This is a genomic window from Catellatospora sp. NPDC049111 (genome assembly GCF_040648615.1).
GTDB lineage: Bacteria > Actinomycetota > Actinomycetes > Mycobacteriales > Micromonosporaceae > Catellatospora > Catellatospora aurea.
Genome location: NZ_JBEZEB010000035.1, coordinates 24885 through 49472, shown reverse-complemented (window position 1 = coordinate 49472; position 24588 = coordinate 24885). Strand labels below are relative to the sequence as shown.

Below are 24588 nucleotides of genomic sequence, written 5' to 3'. Positions count from 1 at the left end.
TTCGCGGCTCGGCGTCCCCGCCGACCACCCATGTCGTACCGGACGTTTAGCGTCCGGTCTGTGCCGTCCCCGTCCCAGGTGCCGTCCGCGCGCCCCGCCGCGCCCGGTGACCGATTCGAACAGCCGACCCTCGACGGCATGCTGGCCGATCCGCTGCAGCTCGACCTGCGGCACACCACCTTCGTGGTGCTCGACCTGGAGACCACCGGCGGCGCTCCGGACGGCGCGGGCATCACCGAGATCGGCGCGGTCAAGGTGCGCGGAGGCGAGGAGCTGGGCTCGTTCGGCACGCTGATCAACCCCGGGGTGCCGATCCCGCCGTTCATCACCGTGCTGACCGGCATCACCACCGCGATGACTATCGAGGCCCCGCCGATCGAGGCGGTGCTGCCGTCGCTGCTGGAGTTCCTGTCCGGCGCGGTCCTGGTCGCGCACAACGCGCCGTACGACACCGGCTTCCTCAAGGCGGCGTGCGCGGCGCACGGCTACCGCTGGCCGAATCCGCGGGTCGTGGACACCGTGGCGCTGGCCCGGCGGGTGCTCCTGCGCGACGAGGTGCCCAACAACAAGCTGGGCACGCTCGCGGCGTACTTCCGGGTAGGCGACCAGCCCAACCACCGGGCCATGGCCGACGCGCGGGCCACCGTCGGGGTGCTGCACGCGCTGATCGCCCGGCTCGGCGGGCACAAGGTGCACACGCTCGGCGACACCATCGAGTTCGTCAAGGCGGTCGCGCCGGTGCAGCGGGCCAAGAAGCACCTGGCCGAGAACCTGCCGCACGCGCCCGGGGTCTACCTGTTCCGGGCCGCCGACGACCGCCCGCTGTACGTCGGCACCTCCAACGACATCGCGACCCGGGTGCGCAGCTACTTCACCGCCGCCGAGCGCCGGGCCCGGATCAAGGAGATGCTCGGCGCGGCGGTGCGGGTGGACGCCGTCGAGTGCGCCCACGCCCTGGAGGCACAGGTACGCGAACTGCGGCTGATCGCGGCGCACGCGCCGCCGTACAACCGGCGCTCCAAGCACCCGGAGCGGGTGCAGTGGCTGAAGCTGACCGCGGAGGCCTTCCCCCGGCTGTCCGTAGTCCGGCAGCTCACCGCCGATGGCGCGTCCTATCTCGGGCCGTTCGCCGGGCGGGCGGCCGCCCAGGCGGCGGTGGACGCGATCCACGAGGCGCTGCCGCTGCGGCAGTGCACGCCGAAGCTGTCGCCCCGCAAGGCCTCCCCCGCCTGCGCGCTCGCCGAACTCGGCAAGTGCCCGGCCCCCTGCCAGCTCTCCATCAGCGTCGAGGAGTACGACGCGCAGGCCGCCGCGCCGCTGCGGGCCGCATTCGACGGCGACCCGGACGCCGTGGTGGACCCGCTGCTGGCCCGCATCCGCAAGCTGTCCGACGCCCAGCGCTACGAGGACGCGGCGGCGGTGCGCGACCGGCTCGCCGCGTTCCTGCGCGCGGCGGTGCGCATGCAGCGGCTGGCCGCGCTCACCTCGATCGAGGAGCTGATCGCGGCCCGGCGCACCGAGCGCAACGCGTGGGAGATCGCGATCGTGCGACGGGGGCGGCTGGCCGCCGCGGCGACCGCCGAGCCGGGTGTCCACCCGCGACGGACGCTCGACGTGCTGCGGCCGACCGCCGAGACGGTGCTCGCCGCACCCGGCCCGACCCCGGCGGCCACCCCGGAAGAGACGGAACGCATCCTCGACTGGCTGGAACGGCCGGAGACGCGCCTGGTGGAGGCCACTTCCGGCTGGGCCTCCCCGGCTCGCGGCGCGGCACGCTGGAAGATGCTCCTCCAGGCGAGCCGCTAGCCCCCGCGGAGTCAGTGTCGGCATACCCGTTCGGCCATTACTTGACCGAACGCATGAAAGGTCTTGACCATTCGGCCACGACGTTCGTTACTAGGCTATGGAGCGATATCCAGAGATCTCTCGGAAGTGGGCAGTCGTGACGGGGCGTCGAGGCCTCGTACGCGCCGCGCGGCGCTCCACCTCCACGCGGTGAGAGGGGTGTCCTCAGTGGACGCGGAAGCCGCCACGGTGGCGACGGGGATTCCGGTAACCGGCCGGGCCGGGGAGAGCATGCTCACCACCCGGCTGCGGGCGATGCTCAGCTGGCCGAACATGCGGGAGCGGGCGCCGGTGCCCGCCGATCCGGTCACCGCATTGATCAAGGCGCACCACCAGGTGCACTCCGGCTCCGACGTCGCCCTGCTGCGCCGCGCCTACCTGGTCGCCGAGCGCATGCACCGCGGCCAGATGCGCAAGAGCGGCGACCCGTACATCACGCACCCGCTGGCCGTCGCGGAGATCCTGGCCCACCTGGGCATGGACGGCACCACCCTGGCCGCGGCGCTGCTGCACGACACGGTCGAGGACACCAGCTACACCCTGGCCCAGCTGCGCGCGGACTTCGGCCCGGACGTCGCGCACCTGGTCGACGGGGTGACCAAGTTCGACAAGGCGCACTTCGGCGCACGCGCGGAGGCCGAGACCATCCGCAAGATGATCGTCGCCGCGGGGCAGGACATCCGGGTGCTCGTCATCAAGCTCGCCGACCGGCTGCACAACATGCAGACCCTCGACGCCCGCTCGGCGGCCTCCCGCGCCCGCATCGCCGGCGCGACCCGCGAGGTGCTGGTGCCGCTGTGCGACCGGCTCGGCATCCAGGCGCTCAAACGCGAGCTGGAAGACAAGGTGCTGCTCTTCCTCGACCCGGAGGAGTACGAACGCATCGACGGCATGGTGTCCAACCGGCCGGACTGGAACGACTACGTGCAGAACCTGGTCACCCTGGGCCGGGGCGCGCTGCGCCGGGAGAAGCTCGACGGCCGGGTCAAACCGCGCCCCCGGCACTACTACTCGATCTGGAAGGACACCCAGCAGGCGGGCAGCCCGGTCCCGATGGACCTGCCCCGCATCGTGGTGATCCTCGACGGCGACGACCCGGACTGCTACGCCGCCCTGTGCGCGGTGCACCAGCAGTGGAAGCCCATCCCCGGCCGGTTCAAGGACTTCATCGCCGCGCCCAAGAACAACCTCTACCGCTCGCTGCACACCACGGTGCTGGGCCCCGGCGACCAGATGGTCGAGGTGCTCATCCGCACCGAGCAGATGCACCGCGCGGTGGAGTACGGCGTGGTCGCCCCGTTCCGCTATCCGGCCCGCCAGTCGCGTCGCAGCACGGCGCTGAGCATCTTCAACCCGGTGCGCACCGCGCCCCGCGAGGTGGTGCCGCCGCCCCGCCAGCACGGCGAGCACGCCTGGCTGCGCCGCGCGCTGGACCTGGAGCAGGCCGCCCCGGACGCGGTGCAGTTCGTCGAGACGCTGCGCTGCGACCTGGCCGAGCAGCAGATCCAGGTCTTCGCCTGGGGACGCCAGCTGCTGCTGCCCGCGGGCGCGAGCCCGGTCGACGTGGCGTACGAGCTGGGCACCCGCACCGGCGACCGCTGCGTCGCGGCGACCGTGAACGGCGTGCTGACCCCGCTCAACGCGGCGCTGACCGACGGCGACGTGGTGGACATCCTGGTCAGCCGGGCACGCAACCATCCCGGCCCGCGCCGGGAGTGGCTGGAGTTCGTCAAGTCGCCGAACGCGCGGCTGCGGCTGAGCCGCCGCTTCACCGAGCCCGAGGTTGCCGCGGGCACCGTCAGCGACCGGCTGCAACTGGGCCGGGCCGCGATCGGGCTGGCCCTGCGCCGGCGGGACCGGGCCCTGGCCGACGAGCAGCGCCTGATCAGCCTCGCCCAGGCACTGGACTACCCCGACCTCGACACGCTGCTGATCGCCGTCGCCGAGCACCGGGTGTCCGCCGACACCATCGTCGACCAGCTCATCGCCAGCGTCGACAACCAGAACGAGGCGGCCCGCACGCCCCCGGTGAACGTCGTGCCTCCGCGTCGCGACGCCGCTGACACGCCGCCGCGACGCTCGTCGACTAGCCTGGCAAGGTGAAGAACGAGGAGCGAACCGGCGAATCCCCCAGCGCGAACCCCGGCACCCGGGTGAACCGGCGCTCGCCGCTGGGCACCAAGCTCGTCTCCTTCGGCTACGGCGTCTTCTACCGGATCCCGCCGCGCTGGCGCAGCCGCATGGTGAAGCTGGTGACCGCGCGTTATTCGGTGGGCTCGGTGGTGCTCATCTTCGACAGCGAGGCCGTCGGCCCCGAGCGCATCCTGCTGCTGCGCCAGCCCCCGGGACGCGGCTGGACGCTGCCCGCCGGGCTGCTGGAGCGGCGGGAGCCCCCGATCGTCGGGGCATGCCGTGAGGCGGCCGAGGAGACCGGCATCCGGCTCACCATCGAACAGGTCAGCCCGGCGATCCCGAACGCGGTGGTGCACCACCGCGGGCACTGGGTGGACATGGTCTTCACCGCCCGGGTGCCCGCCGCCCGCACCCCGCTCAGTGTGGACGGGGCCGAGGTGTGGGAGGCCCGCTGGCATGCCGTCGACGAGCTGCCGGTGGTGACCCCGGCGACGGCCCGGCTGCTCGGCCACTACGGCATCGGCCCGGAGGCGCACCTGCGCGACAACATGGACGTGGCCCGGTGAGAGCCCCCGACGACGTCTGCGCCGTGGTGCTCGCCGCGGGGCTCGGCACGCGGCTGCGCCCGCTGACCATGCTGCGGCCCAAGGCCCTGGTGCCGGTCGGCAACCAGACGCTGCTGGACCGCACCCTCGACCGGCTGGCCGAGGTCGGGCTGGCCGGGCCGGACCGGGTCGCGGTCAACACGCACTGGCTGGCCGGGCAGATCGCCGAGCACGTCGACGGCCGGGTGCGGCTGTCGTTCGAGCCGGAGCCGCTGGGCACCGCCGGGGCGCTGGGCAACCTGCACGGCTGGATCGACGGGCGAGCGGTGCTGGTGCTCAACGCCGACGCGTACGTGGTCGCCGACGCCCCCGAGGACCTGGCCGCGCTGCTGTCCGGGTGGGACGGCGAGCGGGTGCGCATGCACGGCGTCAAGGCGGGGCTGCCCGACCCGTTCGGCGGCTACAACTTCGCGGGCGCGTCGCTGCTGCCCGCCGCCGACGCCGCGGCCCTGCCCGACAAGCCGCGCGAGCTCGTGCGCACCACCTGGCGGCCGGCCGAGCAGGCCGGACGCCTGGACGTGATCCCCCTGCCCGGCCGCTACCTCGACTGCGGCACCCCCGCCGACTACCTGGACGCCAACCTGGACGCCGCCGGCGGCGGCAACCTGTTCGGCGACGACGTACAGGTCACCGGCGAGGCGCACGGCAGCGTGCTCGGCGCCGGCTCCCGCGTGCACGGCACGGTCCGCGACTGCGTCCTGTGGCCCGGCGCCACCGTCGCCCTCCACGAGAACCTGCACCGCGTGATCCGAGTCGGCTCCGATCTCACCGTCCCCGCGCCGCACCCGGTACAGTGATCATGAACTTATGGCACGGCTCGGCGGCGTGGCGCGGCCACAACTCCATGATCAACAGACGCACGGCGTGAGGAGCCCACGGTGATCACAGCGATCGTTCTCATCGACTGCGCGACCGACGCGATCCCAGAGGTCGCCGAGGAGCTGGCCAACCTCGAAGGCGTCAGCGAGGTGTACTCCGTCGCGGGCGGCGTGGACCTGATCGCCATCGTGCGGGTGCGCGAGTTCGACCACATCGCCGAGGTCATCGCGGGCGGCATCTCGAAGGTGCCGGGCGTGCTGAACACCGACACGCACATCGCGTTCCGCTCGTACTCCCGGCACGACCTGGAGCAGGCGTTCGCCATCGGCTTCTGAGCAGTGCGGGTGGCCCCATCGAGCGGTCCGCGTCACACCTCGCGGTGCTTACTTGTGAGTAACCTCGCGGTCTAGGCTGCTGCCATGCAGCTCACCGTGGACCGTGGCAGCGACCGGCTCGGCGTACAGCTCCACCCCGTACAGAATCCCGACGCTCCCCTGGTCGTGGTCTTCCCCGCGATGGGCGTGCCCGCCGGTTACTACACCCGGTTCGCGCACTCCCTCAACGCGGCCGGCCTCGGCGTCGCGGTCGCCGACCTGCGCGGCACCGGCGACAGCTCGCCCCGCCCCGGCCGGGAAAGCCGGTACGGCTACACCGAGCTCGCCGACGACGTCCCCGCGGTGCTGGCGGCCCTCGCGGAGCACCGCGCCGGGCGGCGCACCATCCTGCTCGGACACTCCCTCGGCGGGCAGATCTGCGTGCTGCACCTGGCCCGCGAGGCCGCCCGCGGCGCGGGCCACAGCGTCGACGGGCTGGTCCTGATCGCGGTCGGGCTGCCGTACTGGCGGACCTACCCCCGGCAGCGGCTGGGCGTGCTCGCCATGACCCAGTTCGTCAACGCCGTCTCCGCCGTCCTGCGGGTCTGGCCCGGCTGGGGCTTCGGCGGCCGCCAGGCCCGCGGCGTCATCCGGGACTGGGCGCACACCGCCCGCCACGGCGAGTTCCCCGCCCACCTGGGCGTATCGGCGGCGCTGTCCCGGGTGGACCTGCCGGTGCTCGCGATCAGCGTGGACGACGACCAGTACACCCCGCCGGAGACCACCGACCACCTGGTCGCCGCCCTGACCGGCGCGAAAGTCCACCGCGACCACCTCACCACCGCCGCCGCCGCCGCGCCCCTGGACCACTTCAAGTGGGTCAAGGCGGGCGCTGCCCTGGCCCCCCGCATCACCGCCTGGCTCCCGATCCGCCACTGACCGCACCCTGCACCGGCGGCCCGCGCCCGCCCCACTGGCCTGCCTCCGGCGTGACCAAGGCGGGCGGGGTCCGCACCCAGCTCGTTCGACTTGCCAGGCACCTGGGCGAATGCGGCCTCAAGATACGCACAGGTGCCAAGCAAGTCGGACGATCATGGCGTGCGGACGAGCGCGGCGCGGGCGGCCGGGCGGCGAACGCGACCGGCCGTCCCACAGCCGGTGCGCGGGCCGTCAGGCCGTGATGGGCAGGGTGGCGTAGCCGCGGAAGCCGAGGCGGTCGCGGCGGGTGGGGACGCCTGCCGAGCGCAGGTGGGGCAGCTTGTCCAGGAGCAGCGGGAAGGCGATCTGGGCCTCCAGCCGGGCCAGTGGCGCACCGAGGCAGTAGTGCGCGCCCGCACCGAAGGCCAGCGACGGCACGGACGGGCGGTCGGGCAGGAAGTCGGCCGGCGCGGCGAAGCGGCGCGGATCGCGGCCGGTCGCGGCGAGCACCAGCAGCACCTCCGTGCCCGCGGACAGCTCCACCCCGGCCAGCTCGGCGTCCTGCCCGGCGTACCGGGAGGTGACCTGCACGGGCGGGTCGAGCCGGAGCATCTCCTCGATGTAGGCCGCGGACAGCGACGGGTCCGCGCGCAGCCGGGCCGTGTGCTCCGGCCGGTCGAGCAGCATGGCCAGGCCGTTGCCGAGCAGGTTGGTCGTCGTCTCGAAGCCCGCGACCAGCAGCAGCACCAGGTGCGAGACGAGTTCCGCCCCGCCGATCCGGCCGTCCGCGCCCGCCGCGAGCAGGTCGCTGATCATGTCGTCGCCGGGTTCGCGCTGCCGCCGCGCCAGCAGGTCGACGAAGTACTCGGCCAGCTCGTCGCTCGCGGCGTCGGCCCTGGCCAGCTCCTGCGGGTCGCCGGCGAACACCTCCAGGGCCAGCGTGAGGTCCTGCGCCCGCGGCCGGAACCAGTCCCGGTCGGCGACCGGGACCCCGAGCAGGGCGCAGATCACCGACACGGGCAGCGGATACGCCACCTCGTCCATGAAGTCCACCGGCCCGCCCGCCGCCGCGATCGGCTCGACAAGCTCCTCGGCCAGCGCGGTGACGTCGGCGCGCAGCGCCGCGACCCGGCGGGCGGTGAACGCCGAGCCGGCCAGCCGCCGCAGTCGGGTGTGGTCGGGGGCGTTCTGCCAGAGCATGGTGCGGCTCAGCCACTGCCAGGAGGCGACGGTGCGCCAGCCGGGCATAGCCCGGTCCAGCGCGACGGCGTCGGTGACCCGGAACGAGGCGTCCCGCAGCACCTGATCGGCTTCGGCATACCCGGTGACGACCGCGAACCCGTCGCCCAGCAGCACCACCGGGCCCGCCGCGCGCAGCCGCTCGTAGTGCGGGTACGGATCGGCCCGGCCCTCGGCCGTCGCCAGTGCCTGCATCGCCGCCAGCGCGTCCTGCATCGCCGCTCCCCCTGCCCGCCGTCCTGAGGGGAAGACTACGACGCGGGGGCGACCATGCCGCCGAGCCGCATGGCACGGGCTCTCAGCGGGGCATCAGCGACATCGGCCGGCAGCCCGGACCGGTGTGCACCGTCGCGCAGCAGCCCAGGGTCCACTGCCCGTTGAAGACGGCGTGCCGGGCCACACCCGTGGCGGCGGGCCGGAGTGCCGCCGGTGCGGTCCGCGGGTCGCGCTTGCCCGCGTGGCCTGCTGTGATCATGTGATTGCCTCCTGGAACGAACCGCGCGCCGACGTCTGATGCGCCACGACTATGCCATGGCCGTCCCCCAAGATCTGCGTGAGGCGGCGTCGCGGCCCGGGTGACGGTGCCCACCCGGGCACGGAAACGGCGGAGGGCGCCCACCTCGGGTGGACGCCCTCGCACCGTGCGGAACCGTTGCCGGATCAGCTCTTGCCGCTCGTGATCTCCTCGCGCGGCTGCTCCTCCTGCTGCGGCGGAGCCGGCTGCTCGATCGGCCGGAAGAAGCCGCGGACGGCCGGACCCAGCGCGCCGAGGCGGTTCATCTTCTTCGGCACCGTCCAGCCGACGTACGGCAGGTCGGTGTGGCCGTGCTCGTCCGGCGCGGCCAGCGGCTGGTGCACCTCGACGAAGCGCCCGTCCGGCAGCCGCTTGATGATGCCGGTCTCGACGCCGTGCGCCAGCACCTCGCGGTCGTGCTGCTGCAGGCCCAGGGCGAGGCGGCGGGCGAAGTAGTACGCCAGCGGCGGCAGGATCAGCAGGCCGATGCGGCCGGCCCAGGTCATCGCGTTCAGGCTGATGTGGAACTTGTCGGCGACGATGTCGTTGCCGCCGGAGATCGTCAGCACCAGGTAGAACGCCAGCGCCATGGCGGCCAGGCCGGTGCGGTCCGGCACGTCACGCGGACGCTGGAGCAGGTTGTGCGACGCCTTGTCCTTCTTCCAGCGCGCCTCGATCCACGGATACGCCATGGGCAGCACCGTCAGGATGCCCGGGAGCACCACGGTCGGCCAGAACAGCGGTGGGATGTTGTACCCGAGGAATCTGATGTCCCAGGCGGGCATCAGACGGGTCGAGCCGTCGAGGAACATGACGTACCAGTCGGGCTGGCTGCCCGCGGAGACGACCGCGGCTTCGTACGGGCCGAACAGCCAGATCGGGTTGATCTGGAACAGGCCGCCCATCAGCGCGATGACGGCGAAGACGAGCATGAAGAAGCCGGCCTGCTTGATCGTGTACCGCGGCACGAAGCGCTCGCCGACCACGTTGTTGTTCGTCCGGCCCGGCCCCGGCCACTGGGTGTGCTTCTGGATGAAGACGAGTCCCAGGTGGATGCTGACCAGCGCGAGCAGGATCAACGGCAGCAGGAAGACGTGCAGGATGTACAGGCGGGACAGGATGATCTCGCCGGGGAACTCGCCGCCGAACAGCGACGTGGTCACCCAGGAGCCGATCACCGGGATGGACAGCATGATCGCCGAGGCGATGCGCAGACCGGTGCCGGACAGCGCGTCGTCGGGCAGCGAGTAGCCGGCGAAGCCCTCGGTGAAGCCCAGCCAGAACATGCTCAGACCGATGATCCAGTTGAGCTCGCGCGGCTTGCGGAACGCGCCGGTCATGAAGATCCGGAACATGTGCACCACGATCGCGGCCATGAACAGCAGCGCCGCCCAGTGGTGCATCTGGCGCATGATCAGGCCGCCGCGCACGTCGAACGACAGGTCCAGCGCCGTCTCGTACGCCCGCGACATCTGCACGCCCTGCAGCGGGATGTACGAGCCGTCGTAGTGCACCTCCTGCAGCGAGGGCTCGAAGAACAGCGCGAGGAACGTGCCGGTCAGCAGCAGGATGATGAACGAGAACAGCGCGATCTCGCCGAGCAGGAACGACCAGTGGTCGGGGAACACCTTGTTCAGCATGCCGCGCAGCGGGGTGGCGACGGGCAGCCGGGTGTCCACCTCCTGGGCGGTCTTGCCCGGGAGGGCTTTGAGGTCAACCTTGCGACGCTTCATGGTCAGTCCTTCTCCCAGAACGCCGGCCCGACCGGCACCTTGTAGTCGCCGGTGGCCACGAGGTAGCCCTCCTTGTCCACGCTGATGGGCAGCATGGGCAGGGACCGCGTCGCCGGGCCGAAGATCGGCCGGGCGTTGTCGGTGATGAGGAACTGGGACTGGTGGCACGGGCAGAGCAGGCGGTTGGTCTGCTGCTCGTACAGGCTCGCCGGGCAACCCGCGTGGGTGCAGATCTTCGAGTACGCCACGAAGCTGCTCCAGGTGCTGCCCTGGTTGATCGTGTACAGCTGGCCGTTCAGCTTCGCCGCGTCGTCCTCCCGGAGGTGGATCAGCAGCGTCGGCGAGTCGGCGTGGTGGTTGCTGGCCCCGCCCGGGATGTTCGGGAACACCGTGATCTGGCCGCCGGTGCTCACGTGCTCCGGCCGCACCAGCGTGCCGTCGTCGTGCATCAGCCGGATCGGGTTCTGCGGCGTCGCGCCGGCGAAGCCCGTCTTGAACAGGATGTCGGGGTGGTGCGGGTCCTTGATCAGCGCGCCGATCGGCACCGCCGCGGCGGCCAGCCCCAGCGGGGCCAGGCCCAGCAGCGACCACTTCAGGATCGGCCGCCGGCCCAGGCCCATCTCCTCGCCGACGAACTGCAGCGTGTTGCCGGTGAGCTTCTGCTCCTCCGGCGCCGACGGGCCGTCGTGCCGCTCCTGGATCGCGATCTCGTGCGGGAGCAGCTTCTTGCCCCAGGTGAGGATGCCCAGACCGACGCCGACCAGGGCCAGGCCCAGGGTCAGGCCGAGGACCGGGGTGTAGTACTTGCTGGCGTGCGGGCCCAGCTCGTACTCCCACGGCCACCAGATGAAGGCGATGACGAACAGGGTCGACATGATGCCGGTGAGCAGGAAGAAGAAGGCGACGATGCGGGTCATGCGCCGCTCGCCCTTCGAGCCCGGCGGGTACTGCGCCTCGTAGTGGACGATCTCCACGCCGTCGCGCCGCGCACCCTCGCGCACGATGTCGAACCGGGTCAGGTTCGGGTTGTCCAGGTCGACGCCCCCGGCGTCGCGCACCTGGGTGTTCGTGTCACTCATGACTTACCCGCAATCCACAGCGCTGCGAAGACCAGTGCCACGACGCCGACCAGGAAGATCGCCAGACCCTCGGTCACGGGGCCGAAACGGCCCAGGCCCCAGCCACCCGGGTCGCTGTCGCTCTTCAGGTTCTGCACGTAGGCGATGATGTCGAACTTGTCCTGCGGCGTCAGTTCGTTGTCACCGAAGACCGGCATGTTCTGCGGGCCGGTCAGCATCGCCGCGTAGATCTGCCGGTCGGTGGCCGGCTCCAGGGTCGGCGCGAACTTGCCGCTGGACAGCGCGCCGCCGCCACCGGAGAAGGCGTGGCAGGACGAGCAGTTGATCCGGTACAGCTCACCACCGCGGGCGATGTCGCCCTTCGACGCGAAGTCCTCGCCCTCCGGGAGCTGCGGGCCGCCGCCCAGCTCCTGGATGAAGGCGCCGAGCTGCCGGGCCTGGTCGTTGGTGAACATCGGGTCCTTGCGCTCCGCCTGGGCCTCCTGGCGGGCGGCCGGCATGCGGCCCGTCTCCACCTGGAACTCCACGGCCGCCGAGCCGACGCCGATCAGGCTCGGTCCGCGCCCCTCGACGCCCTGCGCGTTCGCGCCGTGGCAGGAGATGCAGCTCACGTCGTACAGCGCCTTGCCGGCCTCGGCGGCCGGGGTGAGCGGGGCGGCGCCCTGGGCTCCGCCGGGCGCGACGATCGCGTAGATGCCGCCCGCGAAGACCAGCGCGGCGAACATGCGCAGCGCCGAGTTCAGCCGCCGGCGTACCCGGCTGCGCTGCTTGGGCGCACCCGCCGCCGGGCGTGGGGTGTCTGGTGTCATAGCCGAGCTCACATCCGCTCCAGCAGGTAGATCATGAAGAAGAGGCCGACCCAGACCACGTCGACGAAGTGCCAGTAGTACGACACGACGATCGCCGAGGTTGCCTGCGCCGGCGTGAACCGACCCATGGTGGTGCGGATCATGTAGATGATGAAGGCGATCAGACCGCCTGTCACGTGCAGGCCGTGGAAGCCCGTGGTCAGGTAGAACATCGAGCCGAACCCGTCGGCGTTGATCTTGATGCCCTCACTGACCAGCACGCGGTACTCGTTCACCTGGCCGAGCACGAACGTCAGGCCCATCAGGAACGTGATGGTGAACCAGAGCCGCAGCCCGTACACGTCACCCCGCTCCGCGCGCAGCACGCCGATCTGACAGGTGATGGAGGACAGCACCAGGATCGTCGTGAAGAACACCGCGTACGGGAGGTTGAGCACGTGGGAGTGCTGGATCCACTGGTCGTAGTCCGCGGCGCGGATCGCGAAGAACATCGCGAAAAGCGCCGCGAAGAACATGAGTTCGCTGGAGAGCCACACGATCGTCCCGACGCTGACCATGTTGGGCCTGGTCAGGGAGTGGATCCTGCTCTTGTCGATGGCTGAGGCGGCAGTCACGCGGTCATTATTGCCCCCTACCTGCATCGGCGAGCGTCGGGGTGCCTGGTTGGCGGCGTGTCGTGACCCGCCGGACCGCCCGCGACGAGCACGGTCTAGCCTCGGGTGGTGCCGCCTGTCGATCATTTCATCGCGCTGACCTCGGACGTTGCGACCTTGACCGCCGAGACTCCCCCGTTCACCGTGGCGACGCTGGTGACCGGCGCCCGGCTCGACTCGTGGCTCGCGGTCGGTCTACTGCTGGCGGGTGCGCTTTATCTCTACGGCACGCACCGGCTGCGGATGCGCGGCGACCGGTGGCCGGTGGGGCGCACCATCGCCTTCCTCGGCCCCGGCCTGGGCACGCTGGCCCTGGTCACGGTGAGCGGCATCGGCGGATACGACACCACGCTGCTGTCGGTGCACATGCTGCAGCACATGGCGCTGTCCATGGTCGCGCCGATCTTCCTGGCCCTGGGCGCGCCGGTCACGCTGGCCCTGCGCACGCTGCCCGCCCGCTACCGCCGCACCCTGCTGGCGGTGCTGCACAGCAAGGCCGCCGCGGTGCTGGCGAATCCGCTGGTGGCGTTCGGCATCTTCGTGGCCAACCCGTTCGCGTTGTATTTCACCAGCCTGTACGAGCAGACGCTGCGCCACGAGTGGCTGCACGAGGTCATGCACGCGCACTTCATCGCCACCGGCTGCCTGTTCTTCTGGCCCCTGCTGGGCCGCGACCCGCTGCCGGGACGCTGGCCTTATCCGGCCCGCGCGCTGCTGATGCTGTTGAGTGTCCCGTTTCACACCGTGCTCGGGCTCACCATCATGCAGCAGAAGACCCTCCTCGGCGGCGACTGGTATCCGTCGCTGAACCTGTCCTGGATGGACCCCTGGGCCGACCAGGTGACGGCCGGCGGCGTGCTCTGGGCCGGCGGTGAGCTGGTCTCGGTCACCATGCTCGCGGTCCTCGTCGTCCAGTGGATCAAGCAGTCCCGCCAGGAGGCCGCCCGCATCGACCGCCAGCTCGACCGCGAGGAGGCCGCACAGGCCGCCGCGGCGGCCGGGTCGGCGCAGGTCGACGCGGACGGCGCACCGCACGACCACGAGATCACTCCACCGCTTAGGATGAGCGCATGAGTACCAAGACCGTCCTGCTCTACAGCGACGACCCGCAGGTCCGCGACCGGATGCGGCTGGCCATCGGCGAGCACCCGGCACCCGACCTCGATGTCGAGTTCGTCGAGGCGTCCACCTACGCCGAGTGCGTCAAGCTGGTGGACGACTACGAGATCGATCTGCTGGTGCTGGACGGCGAGGCGACCCCGGGCGGTGGCCTGGGCGTGGCGCGTCAGCTCAAGGACGAGATCGACGAGTGCCCGCCCTGCTGTGTCGTCATCGCCCGCTCGGCCGACCGCTGGCTGGCGGCGTACGCCCGCGTCGACGCGACGCTGGTGCACCCGCTCGACCCGATCGAGACCGCGAAGGTCATCTCCAACCTGCTGCACGACGAGACCGTGGCCGCCTGACCCGAGCACCGCGCGCCACGCCCTTCACCCCTGGAGGCCCGATGGGCGACCGGAACACCTGGCCCCACCTGCTCGGCGCGCTGCTGCGCCGCGAGGAGCTCACGCCGGACGACACGGCCTGGGCGATGGGCGAGATCATGTCGGGCGTGGCGACACCGGCGCAGATCGCCGGGTTCGCGCTGCTGCTGCGGGCCAAGGGCGAGACCGCCGGCGAGGTGTCGGGTCTGGTCGCCACGATGCTGGCGAACGCGGCCCCGCTGCCGCAGACCGACGAGCAGCGCACGGCCACCCTCGACGTGGTCGGCACCGGCGGCGACCAGGCGCACACCGTCAACATCTCGACGATGTCCGCCATCGTGGCCGCCGGCGCGGGCGCGCGCGTGGTCAAGCACGGCAACCGCGCCGCCTCCTCCTCCTGCGGCACGGCGGACGTGCTGGAGTTCCTCGGCATCCCGCTGGACCTCAGCCCGGAGCAGGTGGCCGCGGTCGCCGAGGAGGCGGGCATCACGTTCTGCTTCGCCGCGACGTTCCACCAGGGCCTGCGCCACGCCGGCGGAGTACGCCGCGAGCTGGGCGTGCCCACCGCGTTCAACTTCCTCGGCCCGCTGACCAACCCCGCCCGGCCCCGCGCGGGCGCGATCGGCTGCGCCGACGTCCGGATGGCCGGTGTCATGGCGCAGGTGTTCGCCGACCGCGGCGACACGGCCCTGGTGCTGTGCGGCGAGGACGGCCTGGACGAGTTCACCACCGCCGCCCCCACGCGCGTCTGGGTGGCTCGTGGCGGGCGCGTCACCCCACTCACGATCGACGCCGCCGATCTCGGCGTGGCCCGTTCCGCTCCCGGGGACCTGCGCGGCGGCGACGTGTCGCTCAACGCCGACGTCGTGCGCCGCCTGCTCGGCGGGGAGACCGGCCCGGTGCGCGACGCCGTGCTCGTCAACACCGCCGCCGGGCTGACCGCCCACGACTGGGCGGTCAAGGGCGCGGGAGCCGCCGACGCGGACTCGCTGGTCGAGGAGCTGACCGACGCGCTGCACGCGAACATGCGCCGCGCCGCGGAGGCCGTCGACTCGGGCGCGGCGGCCGCGGCCCTGGAACGCTGGATCGCCGCCGCCTCGGCTGCCAAGTACGCCCAGTAGCGCAGACTCACGAAATGAAACCGGCCCCCTCCGCTGTGGAGGGGGCCGGTTTCATTTGCTTTCGGTGCGGAGGATCAGTGCTCCGCGGTGCGGCGGGTGCCGGTGTAGTACTCGAACAGCATCGCCGAGGTGGACAGCAGCACGCACACGATGCCGAGCGCGATCAGCCACCACATCCAGAACACCAGGCCGAGCGAGGCGATCAGCGCCGACATCGCGATGCCGAACGGCCAGTAGCTGCCCGGGCTGAAGAAGCCCAGCTCGCCGGCGCCGTCGGCGATCTCGGCGTCGAGCCGGTCCTCCGGGCGCGGGTCGATGCGGCGCGAGACGAACCAGAAGTAGCCGCCGCACATCAGGCAGAGCAGGAACGACAGCGCCAGCGCGGTGGTGCCGATCCACTCGATCCCGCCCATGGACAGGTCCGTCCACCAGCCGTAGACCACCGCGGCGACGATCAGGAACAGCGCGACGCCGACGAAGATGCGGTATTCGGTCTTCATGTCTCCAGCCTCAGTTCGCGGTGCGCAGGGTCGGGAACGGAGTCGTCGTCGTGGCGTAGGGCGTCTCGCCGATCGCGGTCAGCGCCTCGGGAGTGCTCTTGCCCGCCTTCAGCGCCGCCACGAACTGCGCGTACTTCTCCGGCGTCACGGCCCGCAGCTCGAAGTTCATCATCGAGTGGTACGTGCCGCACAGCTCGGCGCACCGGCCGACGTAGCTGCCCACCTGAGTGATGTTCACTTCGAACTGGTTGATCACGTTGCCGGGGAACACGTCGCGCTTGAACAGCAGCTCCGGGACCCAGAACGAGTGGATGACGTCGTTGCTGTGCTCGACGAAGCGCACCGTCTTGCCGACCGGCACGACCACGACCGGGATGTAGTTGCTGTCGCCGGGCGTGCTCTCGACCTTCTCCGCGTCCACCTCGGGGCTGGAGAGGTAGTTGAACTGCCAGTTCCACTTGAACGCGACGACCTCGACGGTGGCGTCCGGGTTCTTGGTCAGCTTGTTCACGTCGGTCTGCACGACGGCGGTGTAGTAGAACAGCACCGCGATCACCAGGAACGGCAGCACCGTGTAGAGGATCTCGATCGGCAGGTTGAACCGCGTCTGCGTGGGCAGGTCGGCGTCACCGCGCTTGCGGCGGTAGGCCGCCACGCACCAGAAGATCAGACCCCACACGAAGAAGCCCACGGCGAACGCCGCGACGACCGAGCCGACCCACAGGTCGTACATCCGCTCGGACTGCTGGGTGATGCCGCCCTCGGGCCAGCCGAATCCGTCGAACGCAGCACCGATGTTGTTGATGCTGCAGCCGGCGAGCAGGGTCACCAGGACCACCGACATCGCGCTCAAGCCGACGGCTCGCCTGCGGGCTCGTGTTGCGACCACCTGCTCCTGCCTCCCTTAGCAGCGCCACCTTCGGACGCACCGGTGAGGGGCGTGACCGACGGTCGCAGAGTACTTCACCCCGGGGCCCCGGCCGGGCCTGGGGTCGGCCCGGTGATCCGGCGTGTCCGCGGGATTCGGTGACGGCGACGACTGCCGTCACCGCTAGATCACGATACCGTCGAGGGGTGGGAGATCCCCGGCAGGCCGGACCAATCGATCAGGGCGAAGACGTGCGCGGCGCGTATTTCGATGCGGCGACGGCGACGCCGCTGCACCCGGCCGCACGCGAGGCGCTGCTCGGCGCGCTCGACGACGGCTGGGCCGACCCGGGCAAGCTCTACACGCAGGCCCGCCGCGCCCGCCTGCTGCTCGACGCGGCCCGCGCCACGATCGCGCAGGTCCTGGGGGTACGCCCGGACGAGCTGACCTTCACCAGCAGCGGCAGTACCGCCGCGCACGCCGCCGTCCTGGGTGGACTGGCCGGGCGGCGCCGCGCCGGGGCGACCCTGGTCCGCTCGGCGATCGAGCACTCGGCTGTGCTGCACGCCGGCGAGCGGCACGTACGCGACGGCGGCACCGAAACCGAGGTCCCGGTGAATCTGCTCGGCCGGGTCGACCTCGACGCCTGGACCTCGGCCGTGTCCGCGCCCGGGGCGGCGCTCGCCGCGCTGATCAGCGCGAGCCACGAGGTCGGCACGGTGCAGCCGGTCGCCGCCGCGGCGGCCGCGTGCCGCGAGGCGGGTGTGCCGCTGTATGTCGACGCCGCCCAGTCACTGGGCCGGGTCCCGGTGCCGGACGGCTGGTCCCTGCTGACCGGCTCGGCCCGCAAATGGGGCGGTCCGCCCGGGGTCGGCCTGCTGGTGGTGCGCAAAGGAACCCGCTGGGTGTCGCCCTACCCGGCCGACGACCGGGAGTCCGGCCGCTTCCCCGGCGCGCCCGACCTGCCCGCGATCCTCGCGGCGGCCGCCTCGCTGCACGCGGTGCACGAGACCGCGGCACAGGAATCAAGACGCCTGTCCGGCCTGGTCGACCACGTCCGCGCCACCGTCGCGGCGATCGTTCCCGACGTGGAGATCGTGGGCGACCCGGCCGACCGGCTGCCGCACATCGTCACCTTCTCCTGCCTGTACGTCGACGGCGAAGCACTGCTCACCGCCCTCGATCGGCGCGGTTTCGCGGTGTCCTCCGGTTCGGCCTGCACGTCGTCCACCCTGCGGCCGAGTCACGTGCTCGCCGCGATGGGCGCGCTGACCCACGGCAACATCCGGCTGTCGCTGCACCGCGACACCACCGCTGACCAGGTGGAACGTTTCCTCGCCGAACTGCCCGGCATCGTCGCCGCGCTGCGGGCGGAGGTGGGCATGTGAACCCGGACACCCCGGTCGACGTATTGGACTGTCTGGGGCAGCGCTGTCCCCTGCCGGTGATCGCCCTGGCGAAGCGCCTGCCGTCGGTGCCGGTCGGCGCGGTCGTACGCGTGCTCGCCGACGACCCGGCCGCCGCCGTGGACGTCCCCGCGTGGTGCCGTATGCGTGCCCAGGAATACCTCGGCGCGGTCTCCGTCGACGGCTCCCCCGCGTTCGACGTCCGCCGCCTCAGCTGAGTCCGCTCCGCGCCTGGCCAGGTATCGGTCCCGTGCGCATTTGCTCTGCACCCAAAAGCTTGCTCTGCACCCACCGACGCAACACGGCGCCCGCTCGACGGCGCTGCTCCGTTGCGTATTCGGGTGCAGAGCAAGCGAATGGGTGCAGAGCAAAGTCGGCGCGGGGCAACGCCCCACGCCGACGTCGATCGCCCTTCCGGGCAGGTCAGTTCAGGTGGGGCCGGATGTCGGCGACGACGGCGTCGCCGTAGGACTCGGCCAGGCGCTTGAGGAAGTTGTCCGGCTCGACCTCGTACTCCTGGGTGCCGACGGTCTCCAGGACCAGCGTGGCCAGCAGCGCCCCGACCTGCGCGGCCCGCTCCAGGCCCTGGCCCCAGGACAGCGCCGCGAAGAAGCCGGCCCGGAAGCCGTCGCCGACGCCCGTCGGGTCGTACACCTGGATCTCGCGGGCGACCGGAACGTGGATCGGCGCGAAGTCGCGGCCGGTGATCCGGACGCCGTTCTTGCCCAGCGTGGTGACCCGCACCTTGACCCGCTCCAGCACCTCGTCAGAGGTCAGGCCGGTCTTCTGCTCCAGCAGCGAGTTCTCGTACTCGTTGGTGAGCAGGTACTGCGCACCGTCGATGAGCTGCAGCACGTCGTCGCCGCTCATCCGGGCCAGCTGCTGCGACGGGTCGGCGGCGAACGCGTACCCCCGGTCGCGGCACTCCTGCGAGTGGCGCACCATCGCCACCGGATCGTTCGCGCCGACGATGACCAGGTCGAGGCCGTCCAGGCGCTGGTGCACCGGGGACAGCTCGATGTTGCGGGCCTCGCTCATGGCGCCGGCGTAGAACGAGGCGACCTGGCACAGGTCCTCGTCGGTGGTGCAGACGAAGCGGGCGGTGTGCGCTACCTCACTGACGTGCACCGAGTCACAGTCGACGCCGTTGCGCTCCAGCCACGAGCGGTAGTCGGCGAAGTCCGCGCCGACCGCGCCGACCAGGGTCGGCTGCAGGCCCAGCTTGGCCAGGCCGAAGGCGATGTTCGCCGCCACGCCGCCACGCCGGATCACGAGGTCGTCGACCAGGAACGACAGCGAGACCTTGTCCAGCTGGTCGGCGATGAGCTGGTCCGCGAAGCGGCCCGGGAAGTGCATCAGGTGATCCGTGGCGATCGATCCGGTAACGCAGATCTTCATGGTTGACCTTCAGGTCGGCGAAAGATGGGCGCGGAAAGCGTACCGGTTGACGCACATACGACAGCGGCACTCCGGCATGGCCGGAGTGCCGCTTGTGTCGTCGCCCACAGCGGGCGGCGATGAAGGCTCAGTGGAACGAATCGCCACAGGCGCAGGAGCCGCCGGCGTTCGGGTTGTCGATGGTGAAACCCTGCGCGTCGATGCGGTCGGCGAAGTCGACGGTCGCGCCCGCGAGGTACGGCGCGCTCATCCGGTCGACGACGACCTCGACACCGCCGAACTCCTTGACGATGTCGCCGTCGAGCTCGCGCTCGTCGAAGAAGAGCTGGTAACGCAGGCCGGAGCAGCCACCGGGCTGAACCGCGACCCGCAGCCGGAGGTCATCGCGACCCTCCTGCTCCAGCAGAGCCTTGACCTTGCCGGCCGCGACCTCGGTGAGGTTGATGCCGGTGGTGTCCGTCTTGCTGTCGGGCGTCGAGATGTCGGGCGTCGTCACGTGGTGCTCCCCAAGCGTGAAGTGCTGATAATCCTTCGAGGTAACGCTAGCGCGCCCCGGTTTGATTCCCCAGAGCGCCTCACGGGCTACTGCCCCAGTGTGGTGTTGATGACTGCGCGGTGGGTGGGCCGCGCCGCAGCGTGCCGTTCCCGCCCGGCGTCGGTGGGGTGCACGAACACCCCGCGCCGGTCGGAGGTGCAGAGCTGCCGCTCCACCAGCCCGTCCTTCTCCAGCCGGGCGACGGTGCGCGACAGCGCGCTCTGGCTGAGGTGGATCTGCTCGCCGAGTTCCTGCATGCGCAGCCCGGTGCAGTCCGTCGCGCCGACGAGCCGGTCCAGCACCTCGAACTCGCTCATGCCGAGCCGGTGCTGCTCCTGCAGCGCGCTCTCCAGGGCGCAGGAGAGAGCCGCGTACTGCCGGGACAGCTCTCGCCACGCCTTCACGGCCACCTCGTCGGGCATGCCCGGAGCATAACATGCAGGTGCAGTAAATGTGAACGCATTTTATGCTTGCGCATTCAATGCACGTGCAACTAATGTACCGAGCATGTCCTCCACCACGACGCTGTCGCCACCTGCCCCTGGCACCTCCTCTCCGGCCCCCGCGGACCAGCGCTGGACCCCGCGGCTGTGGGGCACGCTGCTGGTGCTGTGCGCGGTGCTCTTCCTCGACGGCCTCGACGTCTCGATGGTCGGCGTGACCCTGCCCGCCATCCAGTCCGACCTGGGCCTGTCCACCGCGACGCTGCAGTGGATCGTCAGCGGCTACGTGCTCGGCTACGGCGGCCTGCTCCTGCTCGGCGGGCGCACCGCAGACCTGCTCGGCCGCCGCCGGGTGCTGCTGATCGCCCTCGCCGTGTTCGCGGGCGCGTCCGTGCTCGGCGGCCTGGTCGAGGACGGCACGCTGCTCATCGCGACCCGGTTCGTCAAGGGCCTGGCCGCGGCGTTCACCGCGCCGGCCGGCCTGTCCATTCTGACCACGACCTTCCGTGAGGGACCGGTGCGCAACCGGGCGCTGGGCATCTACACCGTCTTCGGGGCCAGCGGCTTCTCCTCCGGCCTGATCCTGGGCGGCCTGCTCACCGAGATCGACTGGCGGGTCACCTTCCTGCTGCCCGCGCCGCTGGCAGTGCTCGCCCTGATCGCGGGCCTGCGGCTGATCCCGCGCGACGGCGCGCGCAACCCCGGCGGCTACGACGTGCTCGGCGCGGCCACCTCCACCGGCGCGCTGCTGCTGCTCGTGTTCACCGTCGTCAACGCGCCCGAGGCGGGCTGGACCTCGCTGCGCACCCTCGGCTCGCTGGCCCTGGTCGTGGCGCTCGCCGCCGCTTTCGTGATCGCCGAGCGCACGGTCGCGCACCCGCTGGTGCGGCTGGGCATCTTCGCCAACCGCAGCCTGGTCCGGGCCGACCTCACCGCGATGGCGGTGTCCGGCGGCTACCTGAGCTTCCAGTTCATCGTCGCGCTGTACCTGCAGACCGTGCTGGGCTGGTCGCCGCTGCAGATGGCGCTGTCGCTGCTGCCCGCCGGGATCATCGTGGCGAGTTCCGGCCCGGTCGTCGGCAGGCTGATCACGCGGTACGGCACCCGGCGGCTGATCGCCCTGGGCATGGTCGCGTTCGTCGCCGCGTACGCCCTGTTCCTGCGGGCCGGGCCGGAGCCGGAGTTCCTCACCGTGATCCTGCCGACCGCGCTGCTGCTCGGGCTGGGCTTCGCGCTGAGCTTCTCCGCCCTGAACGTGCAGGCGACCAACGGCGTCGCCGACGACGAGCAGGGGCTGGCCTCCGGGCTGGTGCAGAGCTCGTTCCAGGTCGGCGGGGCGATCGCGCTGGCCGTCACGTCGGCGGTGGTCGGCGGCGGGGCCATCGAGCCGGGCCGCCTGCCGGACACCTTCGTGCCCGCCATCGGCCTGGTCACCGCGATCTCGCTGCTCGGCCTGCTGGCCGCCGTGCTGGGTCGGCGGCCCGGCCGCCACGCCGGCAACCGGGCGACGCGTGAGGATGATCGGTATCTCGTGTCAGAAGGTGCGGCCTGACCAGAGGTTTCACCGCCGACCGGCGATCATCGCCGCCACCGGTGTTAAGAAGGGCACCTTCCTCTACGCGTAGCGATGGGAAGGTGCCCTTCCTTTGCTTCGGGTCAGCGGGACCACTGGTGGGCCAGGCGGGCGGAGAGTTCGCGGAGGCCTCGGGCGGGTTCGGCCAGGGCGAGGTCGACGCTGCCGAAGTGGTCTACCAGGGCGTGGGCCTCGGTGACGCCGGCCGCGCCCTGCTCGCGGCGGCCGGTGGTGACCCGGCCGGCCAGCACCACGCACGGGATGCCGAGGTCGCGGGCCGCGCCGGCCAGGCCGGAGATCGCCTTGCCGCGCAGCGACTGGTGGTCGAAGGAGCCCTCGCCCGTGATCACCAAGTCGACGTTCTCCAGCACCTCGTCCAGGCCGGTCAGCTCGCGGATCAGGTCGATGCCGGAGGCGACGGTGCCGCCCAGGGCCAGGATCGCCGCGCCGAGGCCGCCCGCCGCGCCGCCGCCGGGCAGTTCCGCCAGCTTCGCGGGGCAGCCGGGCAGCTCGCGCTCCAGCACCGCGGCCCAGTTGGCCAGGGCGGCATCGAGCAGCGTCACGTCCTGCGGGGTCGCGCCCTTCTGCGGGCCGTACACCGCCGACGCGCCGTGCAGGCCGGTCAACGGATTGTCCACGTCGGTCGCGGCGATCAGCTCGACGCCGTCCGGGAGCGGGCCGGCCCCTTCGCCGAGGGTGAGGGACGCGCAGGTGGTCAGGGCCGCGCCGCCGGGGGCCAGTGGTTCGCCCGCGGCGTCCAGGCCGACCGCGCCGAGGGCCGCGAGCAGCCCCGCGCCGCCGTCGTTGGTGGCCGAGCCGCCGAGCCCGATCACCACACGCCGGGCCCCGTGCGCGAGCGCGGCCTCGATCAGCGCGCCGAGGCCGTACGAGGAGGTGACTTTCGGGTCCCGCTCCCCCGGCTCGACCAGGTGCAGGCCGCAGGCCTGGGCGCTCTCCACGTACGCCGTGCCCGCCTCGTCCCCGGCCAGCAGCACCGCGCCGAGCACCGGGCGGCCCAGCGGGTCGGTCGTGTCGACCTCGACCAGCTCGCCGCCGATCGAGGCGTGCAGCACCTCGACGAAGCCGGGGCCGCCGTCGGCGATGGGGCGGCAGATCAGCTCGTCGGCCACCGCGGCCTCCCGCCAGCCCTCGGCGACGGCCTGCGCCGCCTCCACCGCGGTGAGGGTGCCGGCGAACTTGTCGGGACAGATCAACACTCGCATGGGCTGCACGATAGTGACCCGCCCCGGCCGTATGGGCGACCGGCGTGACCGCGTCCCACGCCCCGGCCGCCGCCGGGCGCCGTGGGGCAGGCCACAGCCGTGCGGGCGAGCCTGCCGCGCCCGGTTGGTGCGACGATGGGAGGCGTGACTGCTCCCGTACTGCTGCTGCTCGGCCGCGGCAAGGACTCGAACTCCGAACGCGGCGTCGACTGCCCGGGCGACCTGCCCGCGCCCAGCGACCCCGGGCTGGTCGAGCGTGCCGCCGCCGCCAAGGCCGCGCTCGGTGACCGGGTCTTCGTCCTCGGCCACCACTACCAGCGCGACGAGGTCATCCAGTTCGCCGACGTGACCGGCGACTCGTTCAAGCTGGCCCGCGAGGCCGCGGCGCGGCCCGACGCCGAGTTCATCGTGTTCTGCGGCGTGCACTTCATGGCCGAGTCGGCCGACATCCTCACCTCCGAGACCCAGCGCGTGGTCCTGCCGGACCTGGCCGCGGGCTGCTCCATGGCCGACATGGCCGTGCTGGAGCAGGTCGAGCAGTGCTGGGACCTGCTGAGCGACCTCGGCATCGCGGACTCCGTAATCCCCGTCACCTACATGAACTCCTCCGCCGACATCAAGGGCTTCGTCGGCCGCAACGGCGGCGTGGTCTGCACCTCCTCCAACGCCAAGCGCGCGCTCGACTGGGCGTACGCCCAGGGTGAGAAGGTGTTGTTCCTGCCGGACCAGCACCTGGGGCGCAACACCGCGGTGCTGGAGATGGGCTACTCGCTCGACGACTGCGTGCTCTACGACCCGCACAAGCCCAACGGCGGGCTGACCGACCAGCAGCTGCGCGACGCCAAGATGATCCTGTGGCGTGGGCACTGCTCGGTGCACGGCCGGTTCACCCTGGAGAACGTGCAGGCCATGCGCGAGCAGGTGCCGGGCGTCAACATCCTGGTGCACCCGGAGTGCCGGCACGAGGTGGTCACCGCCGCCGACTACGTGGGCTCGACGGAGTACATCATCAAGAAGCTGGAGGCGGCCGAGCCCGGCTCCGCGTGGGCCGTGGGAACCGAACTGAACCTGGTCCGGCGGCTGGCCGCCGCACACCCGGACAAGCAGGTCATGTTCCTGGAGAAGACGGTCTGCTACTGCTCCACGATGAACCGCATCGACCTGCCGCACCTGGTCTGGGCGCTGGAGGAGCTGGTCGCGGGCCGGGTGCCCAACCAGATCACGGTCGACCCCGACACCGCGCACCACGCTCGGGTGGCGCTGGACCAGATGCTGGCACTGCCGTAGGCGACTGATTACTCTGAGTGCGAGCACCGCGTCCGAATCGCGGTGCTCGTACTCATTTAAGCTTCCCGTGTTCCGTCACACATCACGCAGCG

The 24588-nt window shown here is 71.5% G+C and carries 25 protein-coding genes; 13 read left to right on the top strand and 12 right to left on the bottom strand.

Features of this window, described 5'->3' with window-relative positions; all coding sequences use genetic code 11:
• The first annotated feature begins 138 nt into the window (after nt 1-138).
• The 6 genes from AB0B66_RS32815 (at nt 139) to AB0B66_RS32790 (ending at nt 6655) form a co-directional block, all read left to right on the top strand.
• On the top strand, nt 139-1806 hold the full coding sequence (locus AB0B66_RS32815) for a DEDD exonuclease domain-containing protein (protein WP_360537368.1): 1668 nt from the start codon (nt 139-141) through the stop codon (nt 1804-1806).
• A gap of 294 nt (nt 1807-2100) precedes the next feature.
• Nucleotides 2101-3948 carry an HD domain-containing protein gene (locus tag AB0B66_RS32810; RefSeq protein ID WP_360537366.1) on the top strand — a complete coding sequence of 616 codons (1848 nt, stop codon included), beginning with the start codon at nt 2101-2103 and terminating at the stop codon, nt 3946-3948.
• 50 nt (nt 3949-3998) lie between these two features.
• Nucleotides 3999-4544, top strand: coding sequence for an NUDIX hydrolase (locus AB0B66_RS32805; protein ID WP_360537364.1), 546 nt, complete (start codon nt 3999-4001; stop codon nt 4542-4544).
• On the top strand, nt 4541-5380 hold the full coding sequence (locus tag AB0B66_RS32800; protein ID WP_360537297.1) for a sugar phosphate nucleotidyltransferase: 840 nt from the start codon (nt 4541-4543) through the stop codon (nt 5378-5380). The genes AB0B66_RS32805 and AB0B66_RS32800 overlap by 4 nt, the downstream gene beginning before the upstream one ends.
• A gap of 81 nt (nt 5381-5461) precedes the next feature.
• A complete protein-coding gene (locus AB0B66_RS32795) occupies nt 5462-5737 on the top strand; it encodes an Lrp/AsnC ligand binding domain-containing protein (RefSeq protein WP_203687908.1) in 276 nt (91 codons plus the stop codon).
• Between the two features lie 84 nt (nt 5738-5821).
• Nucleotides 5822-6655: an alpha/beta fold hydrolase gene (locus AB0B66_RS32790; RefSeq protein ID WP_360537295.1), complete on the top strand. Its 834-nt coding sequence runs from the start codon at nt 5822-5824 to the stop codon at nt 6653-6655.
• Between the two features lie 231 nt (nt 6656-6886).
• On the opposite strand, the gene AB0B66_RS32785 is transcribed toward AB0B66_RS32790, so the two are convergent.
• The 6 genes from AB0B66_RS32785 to AB0B66_RS32760 all read right to left on the bottom strand — a co-directional run bounded on the left by AB0B66_RS32785 (nt 6887) and on the right by AB0B66_RS32760 (nt 12622).
• The gene (locus AB0B66_RS32785) at nt 6887-8089 is read right to left on the bottom strand and encodes a cytochrome P450 (RefSeq protein WP_360537293.1); all 1203 of its coding nucleotides are present in this window, start codon (nt 8087-8089) and stop codon (nt 6887-6889) included.
• An 82-nt stretch (nt 8090-8171) separates the two neighbouring features.
• Nucleotides 8172-8348: a hypothetical protein gene (locus AB0B66_RS32780; RefSeq protein ID WP_360537291.1), complete on the bottom strand. Its 177-nt coding sequence runs from the start codon at nt 8346-8348 to the stop codon at nt 8172-8174.
• A gap of 185 nt (nt 8349-8533) precedes the next feature.
• Nucleotides 8534-10120 carry a cytochrome b N-terminal domain-containing protein gene (locus AB0B66_RS32775; RefSeq protein WP_360537289.1) on the bottom strand — a complete coding sequence of 529 codons (1587 nt, stop codon included), beginning with the start codon at nt 10118-10120 and terminating at the stop codon, nt 8534-8536.
• Between the two features lie 2 nt (nt 10121-10122).
• A complete protein-coding gene (locus AB0B66_RS32770; RefSeq protein ID WP_360537287.1) occupies nt 10123-11199 on the bottom strand; it encodes a Rieske 2Fe-2S domain-containing protein in 1077 nt (358 codons plus the stop codon).
• Nucleotides 11196-12008, bottom strand: a complete 813-nt coding sequence (locus tag AB0B66_RS32765) for a c-type cytochrome (RefSeq protein ID WP_360537285.1) — start codon at nt 12006-12008, stop codon at nt 11196-11198. Before AB0B66_RS32765 ends, AB0B66_RS32770 begins: the two co-directional genes overlap by 4 nt.
• Before the next feature lie 8 nt (nt 12009-12016).
• On the bottom strand, nt 12017-12622 hold the full coding sequence (locus AB0B66_RS32760; protein WP_120316188.1) for a heme-copper oxidase subunit III: 606 nt from the start codon (nt 12620-12622) through the stop codon (nt 12017-12019).
• A gap of 129 nt (nt 12623-12751) precedes the next feature.
• On the opposite strand from AB0B66_RS32760, the gene AB0B66_RS32755 reads away from it, so the two are divergent.
• From AB0B66_RS32755 to trpD, 3 genes are read left to right on the top strand one after another with little or no spacing between them, the layout of a single operon-like run.
• Nucleotides 12752-13735: a cytochrome c oxidase assembly protein gene (locus AB0B66_RS32755; protein WP_360537362.1), complete on the top strand. Its 984-nt coding sequence runs from the start codon at nt 12752-12754 to the stop codon at nt 13733-13735.
• On the top strand, nt 13732-14124 hold the full coding sequence (locus tag AB0B66_RS32750; protein ID WP_360537283.1) for a hypothetical protein: 393 nt from the start codon (nt 13732-13734) through the stop codon (nt 14122-14124). The genes AB0B66_RS32755 and AB0B66_RS32750 overlap by 4 nt, the downstream gene beginning before the upstream one ends.
• Before the next feature lie 41 nt (nt 14125-14165).
• Nucleotides 14166-15263, top strand: a complete 1098-nt coding sequence (gene trpD / locus AB0B66_RS32745; RefSeq protein WP_360537281.1) for an anthranilate phosphoribosyltransferase — start codon at nt 14166-14168, stop codon at nt 15261-15263.
• A gap of 74 nt (nt 15264-15337) precedes the next feature.
• Here trpD and AB0B66_RS32740 read toward each other — a convergent pair whose 3' ends face one another.
• Together AB0B66_RS32740 and AB0B66_RS32735 are read right to left on the bottom strand one after the other, a co-directional pair.
• Entirely contained in the window at nt 15338-15763 is a 426-nt protein-coding gene (locus AB0B66_RS32740) for a cytochrome c oxidase subunit 4 (RefSeq protein ID WP_360537279.1), read from the bottom strand.
• A gap of 10 nt (nt 15764-15773) precedes the next feature.
• Nucleotides 15774-16607 carry a cytochrome c oxidase subunit II gene (locus AB0B66_RS32735; protein WP_360537360.1) on the bottom strand — a complete coding sequence of 278 codons (834 nt, stop codon included), beginning with the start codon at nt 16605-16607 and terminating at the stop codon, nt 15774-15776.
• 230 nt (nt 16608-16837) lie between these two features.
• Between AB0B66_RS32735 and AB0B66_RS32730 the strand changes: the two genes are divergently transcribed.
• Both AB0B66_RS32730 and AB0B66_RS32725 read left to right on the top strand, forming a co-directional pair.
• Nucleotides 16838-18019, top strand: a complete 1182-nt coding sequence (locus AB0B66_RS32730) for an aminotransferase class V-fold PLP-dependent enzyme (protein WP_360537277.1) — start codon at nt 16838-16840, stop codon at nt 18017-18019.
• A complete protein-coding gene (locus tag AB0B66_RS32725) occupies nt 18016-18255 on the top strand; it encodes a sulfurtransferase TusA family protein (RefSeq protein ID WP_360537275.1) in 240 nt (79 codons plus the stop codon). The genes AB0B66_RS32730 and AB0B66_RS32725 overlap by 4 nt, the downstream gene beginning before the upstream one ends.
• Before the next feature lie 205 nt (nt 18256-18460).
• Here AB0B66_RS32725 and AB0B66_RS32720 read toward each other — a convergent pair whose 3' ends face one another.
• The 3 genes from AB0B66_RS32720 to AB0B66_RS32710 all read right to left on the bottom strand — a co-directional run bounded on the left by AB0B66_RS32720 (nt 18461) and on the right by AB0B66_RS32710 (nt 20392).
• On the bottom strand, nt 18461-19435 hold the full coding sequence (locus AB0B66_RS32720; protein WP_360537273.1) for a carbohydrate kinase family protein: 975 nt from the start codon (nt 19433-19435) through the stop codon (nt 18461-18463).
• Nucleotides 19436-19562: 127 nt separating this feature from the next.
• A complete protein-coding gene (locus AB0B66_RS32715; protein ID WP_360537358.1) occupies nt 19563-19916 on the bottom strand; it encodes an iron-sulfur cluster assembly accessory protein in 354 nt (117 codons plus the stop codon).
• 101 nt (nt 19917-20017) lie between these two features.
• Nucleotides 20018-20392, bottom strand: a complete 375-nt coding sequence (locus AB0B66_RS32710) for a MarR family transcriptional regulator (protein ID WP_360537271.1) — start codon at nt 20390-20392, stop codon at nt 20018-20020.
• An 85-nt stretch (nt 20393-20477) separates the two neighbouring features.
• Here AB0B66_RS32710 and AB0B66_RS32705 point away from each other — a divergent pair, with 85 nt between their 5' ends.
• On the top strand, nt 20478-21965 hold the full coding sequence (locus tag AB0B66_RS32705; RefSeq protein WP_360537269.1) for an MFS transporter: 1488 nt from the start codon (nt 20478-20480) through the stop codon (nt 21963-21965).
• Between the two features lie 104 nt (nt 21966-22069).
• Here the strand turns inward: AB0B66_RS32705 and AB0B66_RS32700 are convergent, their stop codons facing one another.
• Complete coding sequence (locus AB0B66_RS32700; protein ID WP_360537267.1) at nt 22070-23209, bottom strand: glycerate kinase; 1140 nt, start codon at nt 23207-23209, stop codon at nt 22070-22072.
• Between the two features lie 135 nt (nt 23210-23344).
• Here AB0B66_RS32700 and nadA point away from each other — a divergent pair, with 135 nt between their 5' ends.
• Nucleotides 23345-24496, top strand: coding sequence for a quinolinate synthase NadA (gene nadA, locus AB0B66_RS32695; RefSeq protein ID WP_360537265.1), 1152 nt, complete (start codon nt 23345-23347; stop codon nt 24494-24496).
• Nucleotides 24497-24588 lie beyond the last annotated feature (92 nt).